General features: G+C 73.0%; 12 protein-coding genes. 6 read left to right on the top strand and 6 right to left on the bottom strand.

The window, feature by feature from the left end; all coding sequences use genetic code 11:
* Nucleotides 1-39: 39 nt before the first annotated feature.
* Both ACJX2R_RS07270 and ACJX2R_RS07265 read left to right on the top strand, forming a co-directional pair.
* Nucleotides 40-1,266, top strand: a complete 1,227-nt coding sequence (locus tag ACJX2R_RS07270; protein ID WP_413099338.1) for an FAD-dependent monooxygenase — start codon at nucleotides 40-42, stop codon at nucleotides 1,264-1,266.
* Nucleotides 1,263-2,228, top strand: coding sequence for a Gfo/Idh/MocA family protein (locus ACJX2R_RS07265; protein ID WP_413099337.1), 966 nt, complete (start codon nucleotides 1,263-1,265; stop codon nucleotides 2,226-2,228). The genes ACJX2R_RS07270 and ACJX2R_RS07265 overlap by 4 nt, the downstream gene beginning before the upstream one ends.
* Here ACJX2R_RS07265 and lnt read toward each other — a convergent pair.
* The 3 genes from lnt to ACJX2R_RS07250 form a co-directional block, all read right to left on the bottom strand.
* A complete protein-coding gene (gene lnt / locus ACJX2R_RS07260) occupies nucleotides 2,140-3,663 on the bottom strand; it encodes an apolipoprotein N-acyltransferase (RefSeq protein WP_413105792.1) in 1,524 nt (507 codons plus the stop codon). The two genes, ACJX2R_RS07265 and lnt, sit on opposite strands and share 89 nt — an antisense overlap.
* A 155-nt stretch (nucleotides 3,664-3,818) precedes the next feature.
* Entirely contained in the window at nucleotides 3,819-6,305 is a 2,487-nt protein-coding gene (locus ACJX2R_RS07255) for a SpoIIE family protein phosphatase (protein WP_413099336.1), read from the bottom strand.
* Nucleotides 6,306-6,420: 115 nt separating this feature from the next.
* Nucleotides 6,421-7,434, bottom strand: a complete 1,014-nt coding sequence (locus ACJX2R_RS07250) for a sugar ABC transporter substrate-binding protein (protein ID WP_413099335.1) — start codon at nucleotides 7,432-7,434, stop codon at nucleotides 6,421-6,423.
* A gap of 108 nt (nucleotides 7,435-7,542) precedes the next feature.
* Here ACJX2R_RS07250 and ACJX2R_RS07245 point away from each other — a divergent pair, with 108 nt between their 5' ends.
* From ACJX2R_RS07245 to aspA, 4 genes are all read left to right on the top strand, one after another.
* Nucleotides 7,543-8,298 carry a FadR/GntR family transcriptional regulator gene (locus ACJX2R_RS07245; RefSeq protein WP_413099334.1) on the top strand — a complete coding sequence of 252 codons (756 nt, stop codon included), beginning with the start codon at nucleotides 7,543-7,545 and terminating at the stop codon, nucleotides 8,296-8,298.
* A complete protein-coding gene (locus tag ACJX2R_RS07240; protein ID WP_413099333.1) occupies nucleotides 8,295-9,734 on the top strand; it encodes an amino acid permease in 1,440 nt (479 codons plus the stop codon). Before ACJX2R_RS07245 ends, ACJX2R_RS07240 begins: the two co-directional genes overlap by 4 nt.
* A gap of 118 nt (nucleotides 9,735-9,852) precedes the next feature.
* Nucleotides 9,853-10,887: an asparaginase gene (locus tag ACJX2R_RS07235; RefSeq protein ID WP_413105791.1), complete on the top strand. Its 1,035-nt coding sequence runs from the start codon at nucleotides 9,853-9,855 to the stop codon at nucleotides 10,885-10,887.
* Nucleotides 10,888-10,928: 41 nt separating this feature from the next.
* Entirely contained in the window at nucleotides 10,929-12,344 is a 1,416-nt protein-coding gene (aspA, locus tag ACJX2R_RS07230; RefSeq protein WP_413099332.1) for an aspartate ammonia-lyase, read from the top strand.
* Here aspA and ACJX2R_RS07225 read toward each other — a convergent pair.
* From ACJX2R_RS07225 to ACJX2R_RS07215, 3 genes are all read right to left on the bottom strand, one after another.
* Nucleotides 12,327-13,625: a GAF domain-containing protein gene (locus ACJX2R_RS07225; RefSeq protein WP_413099331.1), complete on the bottom strand. Its 1,299-nt coding sequence runs from the start codon at nucleotides 13,623-13,625 to the stop codon at nucleotides 12,327-12,329. The genes aspA and ACJX2R_RS07225 overlap by 18 nt on opposite strands.
* A gap of 134 nt (nucleotides 13,626-13,759) precedes the next feature.
* Nucleotides 13,760-16,228 carry a SpoIIE family protein phosphatase gene (locus tag ACJX2R_RS07220; RefSeq protein ID WP_413099330.1) on the bottom strand — a complete coding sequence of 823 codons (2,469 nt, stop codon included), beginning with the start codon at nucleotides 16,226-16,228 and terminating at the stop codon, nucleotides 13,760-13,762.
* Nucleotides 16,229-16,391: 163 nt separating this feature from the next.
* Nucleotides 16,392-17,204, bottom strand: coding sequence for a GntR family transcriptional regulator (locus tag ACJX2R_RS07215; RefSeq protein ID WP_413099329.1), 813 nt, complete (start codon nucleotides 17,202-17,204; stop codon nucleotides 16,392-16,394).
* Nucleotides 17,205-17,252 lie beyond the last annotated feature (48 nt).

The raw sequence follows: 17,252 nt of genomic DNA, 5'->3' as shown, positions 1-17,252 counted from the left end.
GTAACTGAGTACTACATCTGTAGTGCCCTTGGAGGAGTCATGCAGCAGCCCCGTGCCGTCGTCATCGGTGCCGGAGTCGGCGGGCTCACCGCCGCCGCGGCCCTGCACCGCCGCGGCTGGTCCATCACCGTCCTGGAGCGGGCCGCCCGCCTCGAGCCGGTCGGCGCCGGAATCTCGCTCGCCGCCAACTCCCAGCGCGCCTTGGACGCCATCGACCTCGGCGACGACGTGCGCGCGCTCGCCGCCTGGCAGGGCGGCGGCGGACTGCGCGCCCCCGGCGGCCGCTGGCTCTCCCGGATGGACAGCGCCTCGATGGCCGAGCGCTTCGGCGGCCCGCTGGTCCTCCTCCACCGGGCCACCCTCGTCGACCTGCTCGTCTCCCGGCTGCCCCAGGGCGCGGTCCACACCGGGACCGCCGCCCGGCTGGCCGACCCCGGCGCCGCCGGCCGCCCGGCCCGGGTCACCACCGAGGACGGCGACCACGAGGCGGACCTCGTCATCGGCGCCGACGGCATCGACTCGGCCGTCCGCCGCGCGCTCTTCCCGGACCACCCCGGGCCCCGCTACGCCGGATTCACCACCTGGCGCGTCGTCATCCCGGCCCCCGACCGGCCGTTCGAGCCCCATGAGACCTGGGGGAGGGGCCGGATCTGGGGCACCCAGCCGCTCAAGGACGGCCGGGTCTACGCCTACGCGGCGGCCGTCGCCCCGCCCGGCGGCCGGGCCCCGGACGACGAGCGGTCCGAACTGCTGCGGCTCTACGGCGACTGGCACAGCCCCATCCCCGACGTCCTCGCCGCCGTCGCGCCCCGGGACGTGCTGCGCCATGACATCCGGTACATGGCCGAGCCCCTGCCCGCCTACCACCGGGGCCGGGTCGCCCTCCTCGGCGACGCCGCCCACGCCATGGCCCCCACCATGGGGCAGGGCGGCAACCAGGCCATCGAGGACGCCGTCGTCCTCGCCCACCATCTGGCCCCCGACATCGCCGCCCCCTCCGCCGCCCTGGCCTCCTACACCCGAGACCGGCTGCCCCGCACCATGGACGTAGTGCGCCGCTCGGCGCGCGGCGCCCGCATGATGACCCTCACCGGCGCCCCCTCCGTCGCCCTGCGCGACGCCGCGATCGCCGCCCTCGGCCGTCTCGCCCCCGGTCTTGCCCTCCGCTCCTTCGACGGCATCGCCGACTGGTGTCCGCCCACCCCCACGTATCCTGCGGGGGCACAGCGGAAGGCACGATCGGAAGAGACCGGGGAGAACATATGAGGGTCGGCTGCGTCGGGCTCGGCGACATCGCGCAGAAGGCGTATCTGCCCGTGCTGATGGCCCGCCCCGGCCTGGAGCCGCATCTCCACACCCGCACCCCCGCCACCCTCCGGCGGGTCGCCGACACCTATCGGGTCCCGGACGCCCAGCGCCACGCCGACCTGGACTCACTGCTCGCGGCCGGGCTCGACGCGGCCTTCGTGCACGCCCCGACCGACACCCACGCCGACCTCGTCACCCGGCTGCTCGAGGCCGGGGTGCCCACCTACGTGGACAAGCCGCTCGCGTACCACCTCGCCGACAGCGAGCGGCTCGTACGGCTCGCCGAGGAGCGCGGGGTGAGCCTGATGGTCGGCTTCAACCGGCGTTACGCACCCGGCTACGCCCAGTGCCTGGACCATCCGCGCGATCTGATCCTGCTCCAGAAGAACCGCGTCGGCCTCGCCGAGGACCCGCGCACCCTGGTCCTGGACGACTTCATCCACGTGGTGGACACGCTGCGCTTCCTCGCACCCGGGCCGGTGGACCACATCGATGTGCGCGCCAGGATCCGCGGCGGGCTGATACACCATGTGCTGCTCCAGCTGTCCGGGGACGGGTTCACCGCGCTCGGCGTGATGAACCGGATGAGCGGCTCCACCGAGGAGGTCCTGGAGGTCTCCGGCCAGGACACCAAGCGGCAGGTGCTCAATCTGGCCGAGGTGGTCGACCACAAGGGCCAGCCGAGCGTGCGCCGCCGGGGCGACTGGGTGCCGGTGGCGCGGCAGCGCGGGATCGAGCAGATCACCGACGCCTTCCTGGACGCGGTGCGCGCCGGGCGGCGGATCGGCGCGGAGGACGCCCTGCGCACCCATGAGCTGTGCGAACGGGTCGTTAGGGACGCCCTGGAGTCGGCTGGTCCGTCCGCTGGTCCGCCGGTCGCCCCGGCCTCCGGTCCGCCGGCCGGCCCGTCCGCCGTCTGAGCGCCCGGCCCCCCTCGGCCGCGCAGTAGACGGCGAGGGCCGCCATGGCCCCGTACACCGGCCAGGGCCCGATCCGCACATACGGGCTGGTGCCCTGCCCCAGCGGCACCGTGTAGACGCTGGCCGCGCTGGTGTCGGTGGACATCCGGGGGCCCACCGGCTCGCCACGCGGCCCGAACACCGCGCTCTCCCCGGTCAGCGTGGCGTGCACCATCGGCCGCCAGGTCTCGGCGGCCCGCAGCGCGGCCAGCGAGGCGTGCTGCTCGGGCGCCCAGCTCCCCTGGAAGGTCGAGGTCGAGGACTGGACGACGAGCATCCGCGCCCCCTCCCGCGCCAGGGTCCGGCTCATGTCCGGGAACGCCGACTCGAAGCACACCAGCGGCCCGATCCGCAGGGAACCGGGGAGGTTCATCACCACCGGGTGGGTGCCCCGGTGGCGGTCCTCACCGGCCGCCTTGCCCACCGAGGTGGCCCAGCCCAGCAGCGGCCGGGCCGGGATGTACTCCCCGAAGGGGACCAGCCGCATCTTGTCGTAGCGCTGCCCCGTAGGACCGTTCGGCCCGATCAGCACCGAGCTCTTGTAGATGCCGGGCATATCGCCCCGCCGCGCGTCCACGTTGACCAGCAGGTCCGCGCCGACCGTCCGGGACAGCGCGGCCAGCCGCCCGCGCAGCCCCGGATGGGTGGTCAGATCATGGGCCACGCTGCTCTCGCCCCACACCACCAGGTCGACATCGCGGCCGGCCAGCTGCCGGGTCAGCTCCGCGCTGCGTTCGAAGCGCGGCCCCGGCCCCTGGATGACCCCCGGCTGCACCACCGCGATCCGCGCCGTCCCGGGCTCCTTGGCCTCGGGCACCCAGGCCCATGCCCCGGCCGCCGCGGCGCCGCACGCGGCGAGCCCGGCCAGCGCCACCGTACGGGCGCGGGCCACCGCGATCAGCACGGTCACCGCCACATTCACCAGGACCAGCAGAAACCCGAGCAGCCAGACCCCGCCCACCGAGGCCAGCCGCAGCGCGGGCGCCACCTGCCACTGACTCGCGCCCAGCAGCCCCCAGGGCCCGCCGAGATACTGCCAGGACCGGGCCAGCTCGGCCATCAGCCAGACGGACGGCAGCAGCACCAGCGCCGCCGCCACCCGCCCGGCCCCCGGGCAGCCGTGCAGCAGCCGGTGCGTCAGCCACCCCCAGGGCACCCACAACAGCCCCAGCAGCAGCGCCAGAAGCACGATGAACACATGCAGGCTCGGCATCAGCCAGTGGTGTACCGCGAGCAGGAACCCGGCGCCGCCCAGCCAGCCGTCCCGCATCGCCCGGCGGCCGGTGGGCGCCGAGCGCATCAGCATCAGCCAGGGCACCAGGGCCACATACGCCCACCACCACAGCGAGGGCGCCGGAAAGGCCAGCGCGGGCAGCGCGCCCGCCAGCAGAGCCATCGCGCCCCGCCACCACGGGGAGTCCAGCCGCCGCTCCCACAGATCCCCGTCGCCGACCGGCCTCCGCACCTCGGATGCCCCCCTCCTGTTGGCACAGGGCCAGTGTGCGGGAGTCAGCCGATCATGAACAGGGCGGGGGTGCGCCGGAGCGTGCTTCATGCCGATTCCGGGAGATGGTGTTCCGGGCGGTCGTGTTCCGGCAGGTCTCGTTCCGGGAGGTCCTGTTCGGCCCAGATGAGCTTGCCGCCCTCGGTGTAGCGGGTGCCCCAGCGGCGGGTCAGCTGGGCGACGAGGAACAGCCCCCGGCCGCCCTCGTCGGTGGTGCGGGCGTGGCGCAGCCGTGGCGAGGTGTTGCTGGTGTCGGTGACCTCGCAGATCAGCACGTCGTGCCGGATCAGCCGCAGCCGGATGGGGCCGGTGCCATGGCGGATGGCGTTGGTGACCAGCTCGCTGACGATCAGCTCGGTGGTGGTCATCAGCTCGTCAAGACCCCACTCGGCGAGCTGGCGCATCGCCAGCGAGCGGGCGCTGGCCACCACGGCCGGATCGGAGGGCAGGTCCCAGGAGACGACATGGCCGGTGCCCAGACCGTGGGTACGGGCCAGCAGCAGGGCCACGTCGTCGGTCTGCGGGGAGGTCAGCAGGGTGTCGACGACCGTGCGGCAGAGCTCCTCCAGCGGCAGCACGGCCTGGCCGAGGGCGTTGCTCAGCCGGCTGAGACCGACGTCGATGTCCTGGTCGCAGGTCTCGATGAGCCCGTCGGTGTAGAGGGCGATCAGGCTTCCGGCGGGCAGCTCCAGCTCCGCCGACTCGAACGGCAGCGACCCCAGGCCCAGCGGGGGACCGGCGGGCAGCGCGGGGAAGGTCACCTCGCCCGAGGGGTCCACGATCGCGGGGGTCGGGTGGCCCGCTCGCGCCATCGTGCAGCGCCGGGTGACCGGGTCGTAGATCGCGTACAGACAGGTGGCGCCCATCAACGCGGCCGCCACGCCCTCCTGCCCGGCCTCCTCCTCGGTGAGCCGGATGACCAGGTCGTCGAGGTGGGCCAGCAGCTCCTCGGGCGGCAGGTCCATGTCGGCGAGCGTGTGCACGGCCGTCCGCAGCCGCCCCATGGTGGCCGCGGCGTTGATGCCGTGCCCGACCACGTCGCCGACCACCAGCGCCACCCGGGCGCCGGACAGCGGGATCACATCGAACCAGTCGCCGCCGACCCCGTTGCGCGCGTCCGTGGGGAGGTAGCGCGAGGCCACCTCGACGGCCTGGCCGCCGCTCAGGGCGTGCGGCAGCAGACTGCGCTGGAGGGCCAGCGCGGTGGCGCGCTCACGGCTGTAGCGGCTGGCGTTGTCGATGTTCACGGCGGCCCGCGCGACCAGCTCCTCGGCGAGCAGCAGATCGTCCTCCTCGAACGGGTCCGGATGGTCGGAGCGGACGAACGAGGCCACGCCCAGGACGGCGCCGCGGGCGCAGATCGGGACCACGATCAACGAGCGCATCCCGAATTCGTGCACCTTCCGCGTCCGGTCCGGGTCCTCGCCGCTCCACGCTTCCAGGGCGACGTCCAGCTCCGGATCCAGCACCGCCTCTCCCTCGAGGAAGCTACAGGCGAAGGGCGACGCCGGGGAGATGGCGATCGGATCACCGCGCGCCGCGATGGACTCGGGGCAGCCCTCGTGGATGGACGCCTGGCCGGCGCGCCGGAAGGGTGGGATGGCCCGGGGGTGCCGCGCCGAGGGCTCCTCGCCGCGCAGGACGGACTCCAGCAGATCCACGGTGACGAAGTCGGCGAGCCTGGGCACCGCGAAGTCGGCCAGCTCCTGCGCGGTGCGCATCACGTCCAGCGTGCTGCCGATCTGCTCGCTGGCCTCGTTGAGCAGGGCCAGCCGCTCCCGGGCCCGCCAGCGGTCGGTGACGTCGATGACCATGTGGCACACGGCCACCGGACGGCCCTCGGCGTTGTCCAGCCGGAAGAACGAGGTCGAGTACGCGTTCTCGCGGTGGGGCGCGGCCATCGTCCAGCCCCGGTACTCGTAGTCGATCACCGGCTCGCCGGTCTTCAGCACCTGCCGCAGCTGCGCCTCGAGCGCCTCGGTGTCCAGCCCCGGCAGGCACTCCGCCATCCGGCGCCCTATCCGCTGCTCACGGGGCAGCCCGCCGTAGCGCTCCAGCGTGTCGTTGAGCCACACATACCGCAGATCCGGGCTGAGCACGGCGATCCCGACCGGCGACCGGGTGAGGAACGCCTGGAGCAGCGAGCCGCTGAGCGCCCAGGTCGGGATGGAGCCCACATCGATCCCGGAGACCAGCCAGGAGACCTCGCCGTCCGGGTCGCGCATGGCGGAGATCCGCAGCCCCACCTCGATCCGGCGGCCGTCCCGGTGCCGGAGCCGACCCAGACCGCCCCAGCCGTCGTGCTCCTGGCACCACGAGCCGATCGCCTCGGCCTTCGCCGCGTCCTCCGGCGTCGCCAGCAGCATCCTGGCCGACTGCTTCATCGCATCCGCCGCCGGATAGCCGAGAAGTCGCTCCGCCGCCGGGGTCCAGCCGATGATGGTCCCCGTGGCGTCGATCAGCGCCGAGGCCGCATCCGCCATGTCGAACGGGACATGCGTCTCGGTCGGCGCGATTCCCTCGGGGATGGCCATCGCACCAGTCCCATCTGCGGATACATTTCCTTTAATACTATGACTCCTGGGCCTGGGGCACGATGAATCCGTTCAGCCCCGGCCCCACGATCAGCGCCCCGCTGACCGCGCCCGGTCATACCCGGTTGCCCCACAGGGAGCGGTCGTCGACATTGGCCCGGGTCACCAGCGGGGCGGGCAGCTGGTCCTCCAGATTGCCGCCGGGCAGCCGGACGATGGTGCTGCCGTGGCCGGTCGGCCCGGCCCTGAAGGGCTTCCCGGCCATGGCCTGCCTGATGTAGCGCATGCCGTAGACGGCGTAGAGGTCCGCGGGCTGGGAGACGGTGGCGTCGATGAGACCCTTACGGATCGCGTCCAGCTCCTGCGGGATCCCGTCGTTGGAGACGATGGCGATATGGCCGGGCCGGCCCACCGGGACCAGCGCGCGGTGGCGCTGGAGGGTGCGCAGGGTGGGCGCCAGATAGACGCCGCCGGCCTGGAGGTAGATGCCCTTGATATCGGGGTGGGCGCTGTAGAGGGCCTCCAGACCGGCCGCCGCCTTCTCCGCCTGCCAGCCGGCCGCGATGTCCAGGATCTTGATGTCCGGGTGGTGCCGCGCCATGCAGCGGTCGAACGCGGCCGTGCGGTCCCGGCCGTTGGCCGAGGCCAGATCGCCCTCGATCTGCACCACCGTGCCCCGCCGCACGGCGCGGCCGAGGCTGTGGCACGCCTTGACGCCGTACGCGCGGTTGTCGGCCCGGACCACGATGGCCACCCTGCCCCGGTCGGGGGCCACATCGACGGCGACCACCGGCACATGGGCGCGCCGGGCGGCACTCAGCCCGGGGTCGATGGCGGCGGAGTCGATCGGGGAGACGACCAGGCCGCCCACGTCCTGTGCCAGCAGATTGTCGATATCGGTGATCTGTTTGCCCGGGTCGTTTTCGGAGTTGACCGTCGGCAGTACCCGTACGCCCGCCTTCCTGGCCTGCTCCGGGATCTCGTCGTTGTACGCCTCCCAGAAGGGCGAGGCGAGCAGCGGCAGCACCACGCCGACCTTGCCCGAGTCCGCGCCCCCGCCGCAGCCCGCGACGGCCGGGCCGCACAGCAGGAGCAGGGCCGCGGTGGCGGTGGTGAGGCGGTGGGGCATGGGGTCTCCGACATTCAGGATGGATAACCCATATCAACACAGAACGGGCGGCAAGGAGGGGAAAGTCGACCCTTGACAACCCTCCGGTGTACGCCTGAGGATCGCCGCGTGAACTTGTCAGACAGCCAGACAGGCGGCTCCGGATTCACCGCCCCCCGTCGCGTGAGCGCGATGGAAGCGGTTCTCCACCACCTCCGGGAAGCGATCGAGCGCGGCGACTACGCGGTGGGGGACAAACTCCCCTCCGAGGCCGAGCTCTGCCGACGCCTGGAGGTGAGCCGGCCGGTGCTCCGGGAGGCCCTCAGGGCTCTCCAGACCATGGGGCTGACCGCCTCGCGCACCGGCAAGGGCACCTTCGTCATCTCCAGCGGTCCGGTGGAGGACCCCACCTTCGGCGACTACGCCGCGAGCGACCTGCTGGAGGTGCGCCGGCACATCGAGATCCCGGTGGCGGGCTACGCGGCCCGGCGCCGCTCCGCCGAGGACCTCGACCACCTGGCCCATCTGCTGGAGCGGATGGAGCGGGAGACCGACACCACCGCATGGGTGGCGATGGACACGCTGTTCCATCTCGCCGTCGCCCAGGCGGCCCGGAACCCGGTCTTCCGGCGGGTCATCGAGGAGATCCGCGATGCCCTGGCCCGGCAGTCGGCATTTCTCAACGAACTCGGCGGCCGCCGCGAGCAGTCGAACCGGGAACACCGGGCGATCGTCGAGGCGCTCGCCGACGGGTCCGAACACGACGCGGTGGAGGCCATGTCCCACCACCTCGAACGCGTGGAGACCACCCTGACCTCCATCGTGCGGCCCGCTGCGGCGGACAGCCGGACGACAGCACCGACGGAAGGCGGACAGCAGGCGTGAGCGAGCAGTCCCTCCGGCAAGAAGACCGCCAACAGCACCAGGCCGGGAGCCCCGCGCATGTGGACGCGGGCGACGCCGGTTACAGCAAGTCCCTCAAGGCCCGGCACGTCAACATGATCGCCATCGGCGGCGCCATCGGCACCGGCCTCTTCCTAGGCGCCGGCGGGCGGCTCAAGGACGCCGGGCCGTCGCTGGCCCTGGCGTACGCGGTCTGCGGCGTCTTCGCCTTCCTGGTCGTACGCGCCCTGGGCGAGCTGGTGCTGCACCGGCCCTCCTCCGGCGCGTTCGTGTCCTACGCCCGTGAGTTCCTCGGCGAGAAGGGTGCCTTCGTCGCGGGCTGGATGTACTTCCTGAACTGGGCCACCACCGGGATCGCCGACATCACGGCCGTGGCGACGTACACCCACTACTGGGGGATGTTCACCGAGATCCCGCAGTGGGTGATCGCCCTGATCGCGCTCGCCGTGGTGCTCACGGTCAATCTGATCTCGGTGAAGATCTTCGGTGAGCTGGAGTTCTGGTTCGCGATCATCAAGGTCGGCGCGCTCGTCGTCTTCATGGCGATCGGCATCTTCCTGCTGGTCACCCGCGAGCAGGTGGCCGGTGGCAGCACCGGGCCCAGCCTGATCACCGAGCACGGCGGTGTCTTCCCGCACGGTGTGCTGCCGATGCTGCTGGTCATCCAGGGCGTCGTCTTCGCCTACGCCTCCGTGGAGCTGGTCGGCGTGGCCGCGGGCGAGACCGAGAACCCCGAGAAGATCATGCCCAAGGCGATCAACTCCATCATGTGGCGTGTGGGCCTGTTCTACGTCGGCTCCGTGGTGCTGCTCTCGATGCTGCTGCCCTCCGGCTCCTACTCGGGCGACGAGAGCCCGTTCGTCACCGTGCTGTCCAAGATCGGCGTCCCGGCGGCCGGCGGCGTGATGAACCTCGTCGTGCTCACCGCCGCGATGTCCAGCCTCAACTCCGGGCTGTACTCCACCGGCCGGATCCTGCGCTCGATGGCGATGTCCGGCTCCGCGCCCAGGTTCACCGGTGCCATGAGCCGCACCCATGTGCCCTACGGAGGCATCCTGCTCACCTCCTTCTTCTGCGTGCTGGGCGTGGGTCTGAACTACGTGGTGCCGAGCGAGGCGTTCGAGATCGTGCTCAACTTCGCCGCGATCGGCATCCTCTCGACCTGGGCCGTGATCATGCTCTGTCATCTGCTGTTCTGGCGGCGCGCCCAGGCAGGCCTGGTCAGCCGCCCCGGCTACCGGCTCCCCGGCTCCCCGTACACCGAGATCGTCACCCTGGGCTTCCTCGCCTCCGTCCTCGTCCTGATGTGGGCGGACGGCGGCCCCAGCCGGCTGACCGTCATGGCGCTTCCGGCGATCCTGGTGGCGCTGGTCATCGGCTGGTACGCGGCCCGCAGCCGGATGAAGGACCCCTCGTGAGCCCACACTGAGGAATCGTTTCTCCTGCGCGGCCGCACCACCCCCGGACGCCCTCTCCCTCCACCACCACCCGGAGGAATCCCACCCCGTGAACACCCCCGACCACGAGAGCACCACCATGAACACCCTCCTCGGACGGACCGACGACGCGACCCGCCGTACCCCGGCCGAGCCCCCCGCCATCCGTGAACCCCGCCATGTGCCGCTCGCCCATGTGGTACGCGGCGGGGCCATCGAGGGCGTCCACCACGGCTCGGTCGTCGTCCTGGCCGCCGACGGCCGGGTCGCCTTCCAGGCCGGCGACATCGACGTGGCCTTCTACCCGCGCTCCGCGCTCAAGCCCGTCCAGGCCGTGGCCCTGCTGCGGGCCGGGCTGCCGCTGGACGGGGAGCTGCTGTCGCTCACCGCCGCCAGCCACTCCGGCCAGCCGCGCCATCTGGACGGCGCCCGCCGCATCCTCGACCGGGCCGGGCTCACCGAGGCCGACCTGCGCAACACCCCGGACCTGCCGTACGGCGCCGCCGAGCGCGACGCCTGGCTGCGCGACGGCGGCGAGCCCACCCGGCTCGCCCAGAACTGCTCCGGCAAGCACGCCGCGATGCTGCTCACCGCCCAGCTGCGCGGCTGGCCGCTGAAGGACTACCTCGACCCGGCCCATCCGCTTCAGCGGACGATCGCCGAGACCGTGGCCGACCTCACCGGGCAGGGCATCGCCGGGGTCTCGGTCGACGGCTGCGGCGCGCCGCTGTTCTCCGTCTCCCTGCGCGGGCTCGCGACGGCCGCCGCCCGGATCGCCTCCGGCGCCATGGACACCCCCGAGGGGCGGGTCGCGGCCGCCCTGCGCGCCCATCCGGACATGGCGTCCGGCACCGACCGGGACGTGGCCCGGCTGATGCGTGCCGTACCGGGCCTGATCGCCAAGGACGGCTTCGAGGGCGTGCAGATCGCGGCGCTGCCCGACGGCCGGGCCGTCGCCGTGAAGATCGCCGACGGCGCGGACCGCGCCCGGATGCCGGTGACCGCCGCGGCGCTGGCCCACTGCGGGATCGACCTCGGTGTCCTCGCCGAGTTCGCCACCACACCGGTGTACGGCGGCGGGGCCGCCGTCGGCGGTGTGCACCCCACCGACGTCCTGGCCCCGCCCACCGCATGACGCCCGCCCTTCCCAGGAACCAAGGAAGAAGACCGCACACCATGAGCGCCACCGGCCAACGCCGCGAACACGATCTGCTCGGCGACCGCGACGTCCCCGCCGACGCCTACTGGGGCATCCACACCCTGCGCGCCGGCGAGAACTTCCCCATCACCGGCACCTCCATCTCCGCCTATCCCCATCTGATCAGCGCCCTGGCCGCCGTCAAGGAGGCGGCCGCCCGCGCCAACGAGGACCTCGGGCTGCTCACCACGGAGAAGGCCGACGCCATCGCGGCCGCCTGCCAGGAGATACGCCGGGGCGCCCTGCACGACCAGTTCATCGTCGATGTGATCCAGGGCGGCGCCGGGACCTCGACCAACATGAACGCCAACGAGGTGATCGCCAACCGGGCGCTGGAACTCCTCGGCCACGAGAAGGGCGACTACGCCCACCTCCACCCCAACGAGGACGTCAACCTCAGCCAGTCCACCAACGACGTCTATCCGACCGCCGTCAACGTCTCCACGATCATCGCCGTCCGTGAGCTCCACACGGCCATGGAGACGCTGCGTCGGGCGTTCGCCGCCAAGGCCGAGGAGTTCCGCGACGTCCTGAAGATGGGGCGCACCCAGCTCCAGGACGCGGTGCCCATGACGCTGGGCCAGGAGTTCTCGGCGTACGCCGTGATGCTGGAGGAGGACCAGAGCCGGCTGCTGGAGGCCGCCACCCTGGTGCACGAGATCAACCTCGGCGCGACCGCCATCGGCACCGGCCTCAACGCCCCCGAGGGCTACGCCGAGGCCGCCCGCCGCCACCTCGAGGCCATCACCGGACTGCCGCTGGTCACCGCCGCCAACCTGGTGGAGGCCACACAGGACTGCGGCGCGTTCGTCCATCTGTCGGGCGTCCTCAAGCGCATCGCCGTCAAGCTCTCCAAGAGCTGCAACGACCTGCGGCTGCTCTCCTCGGGCCCGCGGGCCGGGCTCAACGAGATCAACCTGCCCCCGGTGCAGGCGGGTTCCAGCATCATGCCCGGCAAGGTCAACCCGGTGATCCCCGAGGTGGTCAACCAGGTCGCCTTCGAGGTGATCGGCAACGACGTCGCCATCACGATGGCCGCCGAGGCCGGACAGCTCCAGCTCAACGCCTTCGAGCCGATCATCCTGCACTCCCTCTCGGAGAGCGTCACCCATCTGCGCGCCGCCTGCCTGGTGCTGGCCGAGCGGTGCGTCGCGGGCATCACCGCCAACACCGAGCGGCTGCGCACCTCCGTGGAGAACTCCATCGGCCTGGTCACCGCGCTCAACCCGTACATCGGCTACGGCGCGGCCACCAGCATCGCCAAGGAGGCCCTCGCCACGGGCCGCGGCGTGGCCGAACTCGTCCTGGAGAAGGGCTTGCTGCCCGCCGACCGCCTGGCCGAGGTGCTGAGGCCGGAAGAGGTGGCCGGGCAGGTCTCAGGGCCCCGTCCGTAGCTGGACGACCCCCGGGGCCGAGCTGTGGGGGAGCAGTTCGGTGGGGTGGTCCGGGCCTGCCACGTCGATGCGGACGCTGTCGGCGATGCGGTAGGGGCGGTGCGCCAGCACCGCCCCTACGCGTCCGCGCAGCCGGGACATCGCGGCCCGTACGGTCACCGTCCGCGTCGGGTCCCCGAACAGGTCCTGGGCCAGCTGGGCCGCCGAGCGCCCCTCGGGGTGCGCGGCGAGCACCAGCAGCACCTCTGCCTGGCGGGCGCTGAGTTCATGGGTCCAGGTGCCCGAGGGGCCCGAGAAGGTCAGGGTCCAGCGGTGCGGACGGCGCACGTCCAGCAGTAGATCGCCCGAGCCCGGACCGCCCCCCTCGGGGGTGTCGCCGTCCAGCACCCGCAGCAGATGGCCGCCGGGCAGCGGCTCCACCGCGCACGCGCCGAGCGCCGGGAGCCACACCGGCCCGTCGTACGGCGCCTTCGGCAGCGACAGCCGGCGCTCGCGCGGGGTCACCCCGGTGACCCCGGCGATCCAGCCGTGCTGGTCGACCACCACGGCCTTGCCGTGGATCCGCGCCAGCAGCGGCGCGGCGACCGCGCGCAGGCCCTCCAGCTCCTGGCTGTGGGCGAGGCGCAGCTCGCCCTCGGCCCACCGGGCGGTCGCGGTGACCAGGGAGAGCACCGTCGGATGGGCGGTCCCGGCGGGGCCGCTGACGTCGATGACGCCCAGCAGCCGTCCGTCGCGCGGGTCGTGGACCGGGGCGGCCGCGCAGCTCCAGGTGTGGAAGGCGCTCACGAAGTGCTCCGCCGAATGCACCCGTACGGGGGACTTCACGGCGAGCGCGGTGCCGATTCCGCTGGTCCCGACGACGTCCTCGGCCCAGTGCGAACCCTCCACGAGCGCGATGCCGTCGGCCTGCCGACGCACCCCCCGATGGCCGTCGATCCACAGGATCCGGCCCTCCGCATCGGCGATGATCATGATGTGCGCGGCCGCCTCCGCCGCCTCCAGCAGCCCGTCCCGCAGGGTGGGCAGCACCTCGGCCAGCCGGGTCTGCCGCCTCCGGCGCTCCAGTTCGTCCAGGCCCAGCGGCCGTGGCGCGCGGCCGTGATCGGGGTCGAGGCCCAGGCGCAGCATCCGGTCCCAGGAGGCGCCGATCACCGGGCGGGCGGGCAGCGGAAGCCGTCCCCGGCTCAGCGCCGCCTCGCGGATCACCGCCATGAGACGGGCCGATTCGGCGGGGCTCAGCGCGGCCAGGGGACTGGCGTCGCGTGGGTGCTGGATACGCATGGATGGCAGCCTTCAGCCTCTGCTGGGCGGGGCTTCGTTGTTCCGCGATTGTAGTGAAGAGGTGCGGCGGGGGCTGCGGTCGTGAAGCCGTGGAGCGGCGGCGGCGATATGCGGGGCCCTCGGGGCCATGGCTGCTACACGGCGGGCACGGACAGTTCGGCCCAGATGGTCTTGCCCGTGGCGGTCTGCCGGGTGCCCCAGCTCTCGGTGAGCTGGGCCACCAGCAGCAGTCCGCGGCCGCCCTCGTCGAAGGCGCGGGCGCGGCGCAGATGCGGCGCGGTGGCGCTGCCGTCGGAGACCTCGCAGATCAGGGCCCGGTCATGGATCAGACGCAGCCTGATGGGCGGGGTGGCGTGCCGGATGGCGTTGGTGACCAGCTCGCCGACCACGACCTCCATGGTGAAGGCGGCCTCCTCGAGCCCCCACGCGGTCAGCCGCTCGGCGGCCTCCTGGCGGGCCCGGGCCACCACGGCCGGGTCGTCCGGCAGCTCCCAGGTGGCCACGCTGTCCGCGTCCAGCCCCCGGGTGCGGGCCAGGAGCAGGGCGATGTCGTCGGTGGGGTGGCCCGGCAGCAGCTTGGTCAGCACCGCCCGGCAGAGGCCGTCCAGGGAGGCGGCGGGCCGGGCGAGGGTGAGGCGCAGGGTGTCGATCGCCTTGTCGACGTCCTGGCCGCGGGACTCGATCAGACCGTCGGTGTAGAGGGCCAGCAGGCTGCCCTCGGGCAGTTCGAGCTCGACCGTCTCGAACGGCAGGCTCCCCAGCCCCAGCGGCGGCCCGCTGGGCAGGTCGAGAAGGGCGGCGGTGCCGTCGGGCGTCACCAGCACGGGCGGCGGATGCCCGGCCCGGGCCAGTGAGCAGCGGCGGGAGACCGGGTCGTAGACCGCGTACAGACAGGTGGCGCCGACCTGCGCGTTGGTCACCCCCACGGCCTCCGCCGAGTCCGCGTCATCGTTGTCGTTCTCCGTCTCGTCCGACAGATGGTTGATCAGATCGTCCAGATGGGTGAGCAGCTCATCGGGGGCGAGATCGACGTCGGCGAGGGTGCGTACCGCCGTCCGCAGCCACCCCATGGCCGCCGACGCCCGTACGCCATGGCCCACCACATCGCCGACGACCAGGGCGACCCGCGCGCCCGACAGCCGGATGACGTCGAACCAGTCGCCGCCCACCCCGGACCGGGAGTCGGCCGGCCGATAGCTGGAGGCGACCTCCACGGCGGCGCTCGGGGGCAGGGTGCGCGGCAGCAGACTGCGCTGGAGGGCCAGCGCGGTGTGCCGCTCGTGGGTGTACCGCCGGGCGTTGTCGACGCAGACGGCCGCCCTGGCCGTCATCTCCTCGGCGAGCAGCAGATCGTCCTGCTCGAACGGCTCGGGGCGGCGATGCCGGGAGAACGTGGCCACGCCGAGGGTGGTGCCGCGGGCCCGCATCGGAACGGCCATCGTCGAATGGAGGCCGAACCGGCGGATCATGGCGGCCCGCTCCGGTGCCTCGTCGGCCCACCGGGCCACGGCGGGGTCGGTGACCCGGTTCAGCATCGCCCGCTCGGCCTTCAGGCACTCGGCCGGTGGGGAGAAGTCGGGGTAGGCGGCCACCTGCCCGGGTTCCAGCACGGCCTCCGGGCAGCCCGCGAAGACCGACCGGCAGGCGACCCGGCGCAGCAGCACATGGCTGCCCGGCGGGCCGGGGCGCGGTTCGCCGCCGTCGTGCACCGCGGGCAGCAGATCGACCGTCACGAAGTCGGCGAGTGCCGGGACGGCCACATCGGCCAGCTCCTGCGCGGACCGGTCGATGTCCAGGGTGCTGCCGATCCGCACGCTGGCCTCGTTGAGCAGTGTCAGCCGCTGCCGGGCGGTCAGTTGGGCGGTCGTGTCGTGAGCGGACAGCATCACCGCCGCCGTCCGGCCCTCGTCGTCCAGCAGCGGGGCGACGACGGCGGACCAGGCGAGCGGGCGGTGGCGGTCGGGCATGGGCGTGGCCAGTTCCAGCCGCTGCCCCTCGCCCGTCTCCAGCGCCCGCCGCATCGTCCGCTCGGCCGACTCGGATTCGGGGCCGGGCAGGATCTCCGGAATCCGCAGCCCCCGCATCTCCTCCTGCTCCAGGCCCAGCACCCGCTCCAGGTCGCGGTTGGCCCAGCGCAGCCGCAGCCCGGTGTCGTAGACCGCCATCGTGCAGGGGCCCTCGAGGAAGGCGCGCCGCATCAACTCCTCGTCCCGGGCGGTGTCCCCGGCGCGCGGCACGGCGGAGACGATCAGCCACTCGGGGGCCCCGGCGGACGAGGTGCGGCGGTGCGCCAGCAGCCCCAGCTCCACGGTGGAGCCATCGCGGCGCAGCAGGGTGACCCGCCCGTTCAGCCGGGCGGGCGGGGAGGGGGAGCCCAGCGCGGCCGGCACCTCGGCGCGGGCGGAAGAGGAGTCGTGGAGGAGTTCGGCCGCGGGCCTGCCCACGATCTCGGCGGGGCGGTAGCCGAGCAGCCCGCGGGCCGCCTCGTTCCACTGGGTGACGATGCCGTGCTCGTCGACCGTGGCCTTGGCGGTGGCCCCCTCGCCGAGGAGATCGCCCGACCGGACGGACCACTCGTCCCGCGGGGTGTCCGGTCGCGTCATGCTGTCATCTCACCCTTGCCCCGGTCTTCCGCCGTGGGCGGGGTGCCGGCTCCACCGTGGCGCCCTTGGCGGAGAGTGAACCAATGGTCGCGTCTTCAAGTATGCCCACGGTCCGAGGGGTCGGCACACGGTGCGGCCCGCGGATCGCGGCCGGGGCGGCCGGTCAGTCGACCGGAAACTCGTACACCAGCTGATACCGTCCGGCCGGGACGACGATGTCCGCCGTTTCCACGGCCCGATCGCCGCTGTAGTACGTGCGCTCCAGCGCCTCGACCACCGAACCCGCCGCGATCTCCAGCAGCGACGCCTCCTCGGCCGACGCCGTGCGCGCCACGACGGCCTCCACCGCCCGGTCCACCGGCAGCCCGATGTGCGCCATCCGCGCCACCACCCCGCGCCCCGCCAGCGGGCCCGCCTCCGGCAGCGCGACCGGTGTGCCGCCCGTCAGCTCCAGCGGTTCCCAGCTCGTCGAGATCATGGCCCGCTCGCCCGTGGCCCGCTCGCCCGTGGCGCCCTCACGCGCGGCGCCCTCACCGCTCCCGCCGCCGCTCCAGAACACATACGCGCTGCGTACCACCTGCGCTCCGGACGCCAGCCCCAGCCGTTCGGCGATCCCCGGCGGCGCGGTCAGCGTGGTGGAACTCCCCTCCCGCCGGCCCCCGCCGTGGCCCGGCAGATCCAGTACATACGGAGTGCCGCTGAGCCGTCCGTCGTGCCATGAGCGCAGCATCCGGCGCAGCGCCCTGGGCTCGCGCACGTACACCCCGCTGCCCGCGCGGCCGTGCACCAGCCCCTCGGCCATCAGCACCCGCACCGCGGAGTTCGCCACGTTCGGGCCGACGCCGTAGGTCCGGGCCAGTTGGGCACGGGAGGGCAGCTGGGCGCCCGCCGGGAGCCGGCCGTCCTCGATCCGGCGGCGGAGGTCCCGGGCCAGGCGCAGATAGGCGGGTGGTTCGGGTGGTTCGGATGCGGTCATGTCGTGTCGTCTGCTTCTTCTCTTGTGCGTCCGTTGGCCGCGTCCTGT

This window comes from Streptomyces sp. Inha503 (assembly GCF_047215865.1).
GTDB classification, from domain to species: Bacteria; Actinomycetota; Actinomycetes; order Streptomycetales; family Streptomycetaceae; genus Streptomyces; species Streptomyces lycopersici.
The sequence above is the reverse complement of the archived record's forward strand: the minus strand, read 5'-3'. Positions and strand labels throughout refer to the sequence as shown.

Bases quoted from the DNA above. Each gene is read 5' to 3' on its own strand.
- ACJX2R_RS07215 (WP_413099329.1), bottom strand. From the start codon at position 17,204: ATGACCGCATCCGAACCACCCGAACCACCCGCCTATCTGCGCCTGGCC.
- ACJX2R_RS07255 (WP_413099336.1), bottom strand. From the start codon at position 6,305: ATGGCCATCCCCGAGGGAATCGCGCCGACCGAGACGCATGTCCCGTTC.
- lnt (WP_413105792.1), bottom strand. From the start codon at position 3,663: ATGGCTCTGCTGGCGGGCGCGCTGCCCGCGCTGGCCTTTCCGGCGCCC.
- ACJX2R_RS07235 (WP_413105791.1), top strand. From the start codon at position 9,853: ATGAACACCCTCCTCGGACGGACCGACGACGCGACCCGCCGTACCCCG.
- ACJX2R_RS07220 (WP_413099330.1), bottom strand. From the start codon at position 16,228: ATGACGCGACCGGACACCCCGCGGGACGAGTGGTCCGTCCGGTCGGGC.
- ACJX2R_RS07250 (WP_413099335.1), bottom strand. From the start codon at position 7,434: ATGCCCCACCGCCTCACCACCGCCACCGCGGCCCTGCTCCTGCTGTGC.
- ACJX2R_RS07265 (WP_413099337.1), top strand. From the start codon at position 1,263: ATGAGGGTCGGCTGCGTCGGGCTCGGCGACATCGCGCAGAAGGCGTAT.
- ACJX2R_RS07225 (WP_413099331.1), bottom strand. From the start codon at position 13,625: ATGCGTATCCAGCACCCACGCGACGCCAGTCCCCTGGCCGCGCTGAGC.
- ACJX2R_RS07270 (WP_413099338.1), top strand. From the start codon at position 40: ATGCAGCAGCCCCGTGCCGTCGTCATCGGTGCCGGAGTCGGCGGGCTC.
- aspA (WP_413099332.1), top strand. From the start codon at position 10,929: ATGAGCGCCACCGGCCAACGCCGCGAACACGATCTGCTCGGCGACCGC.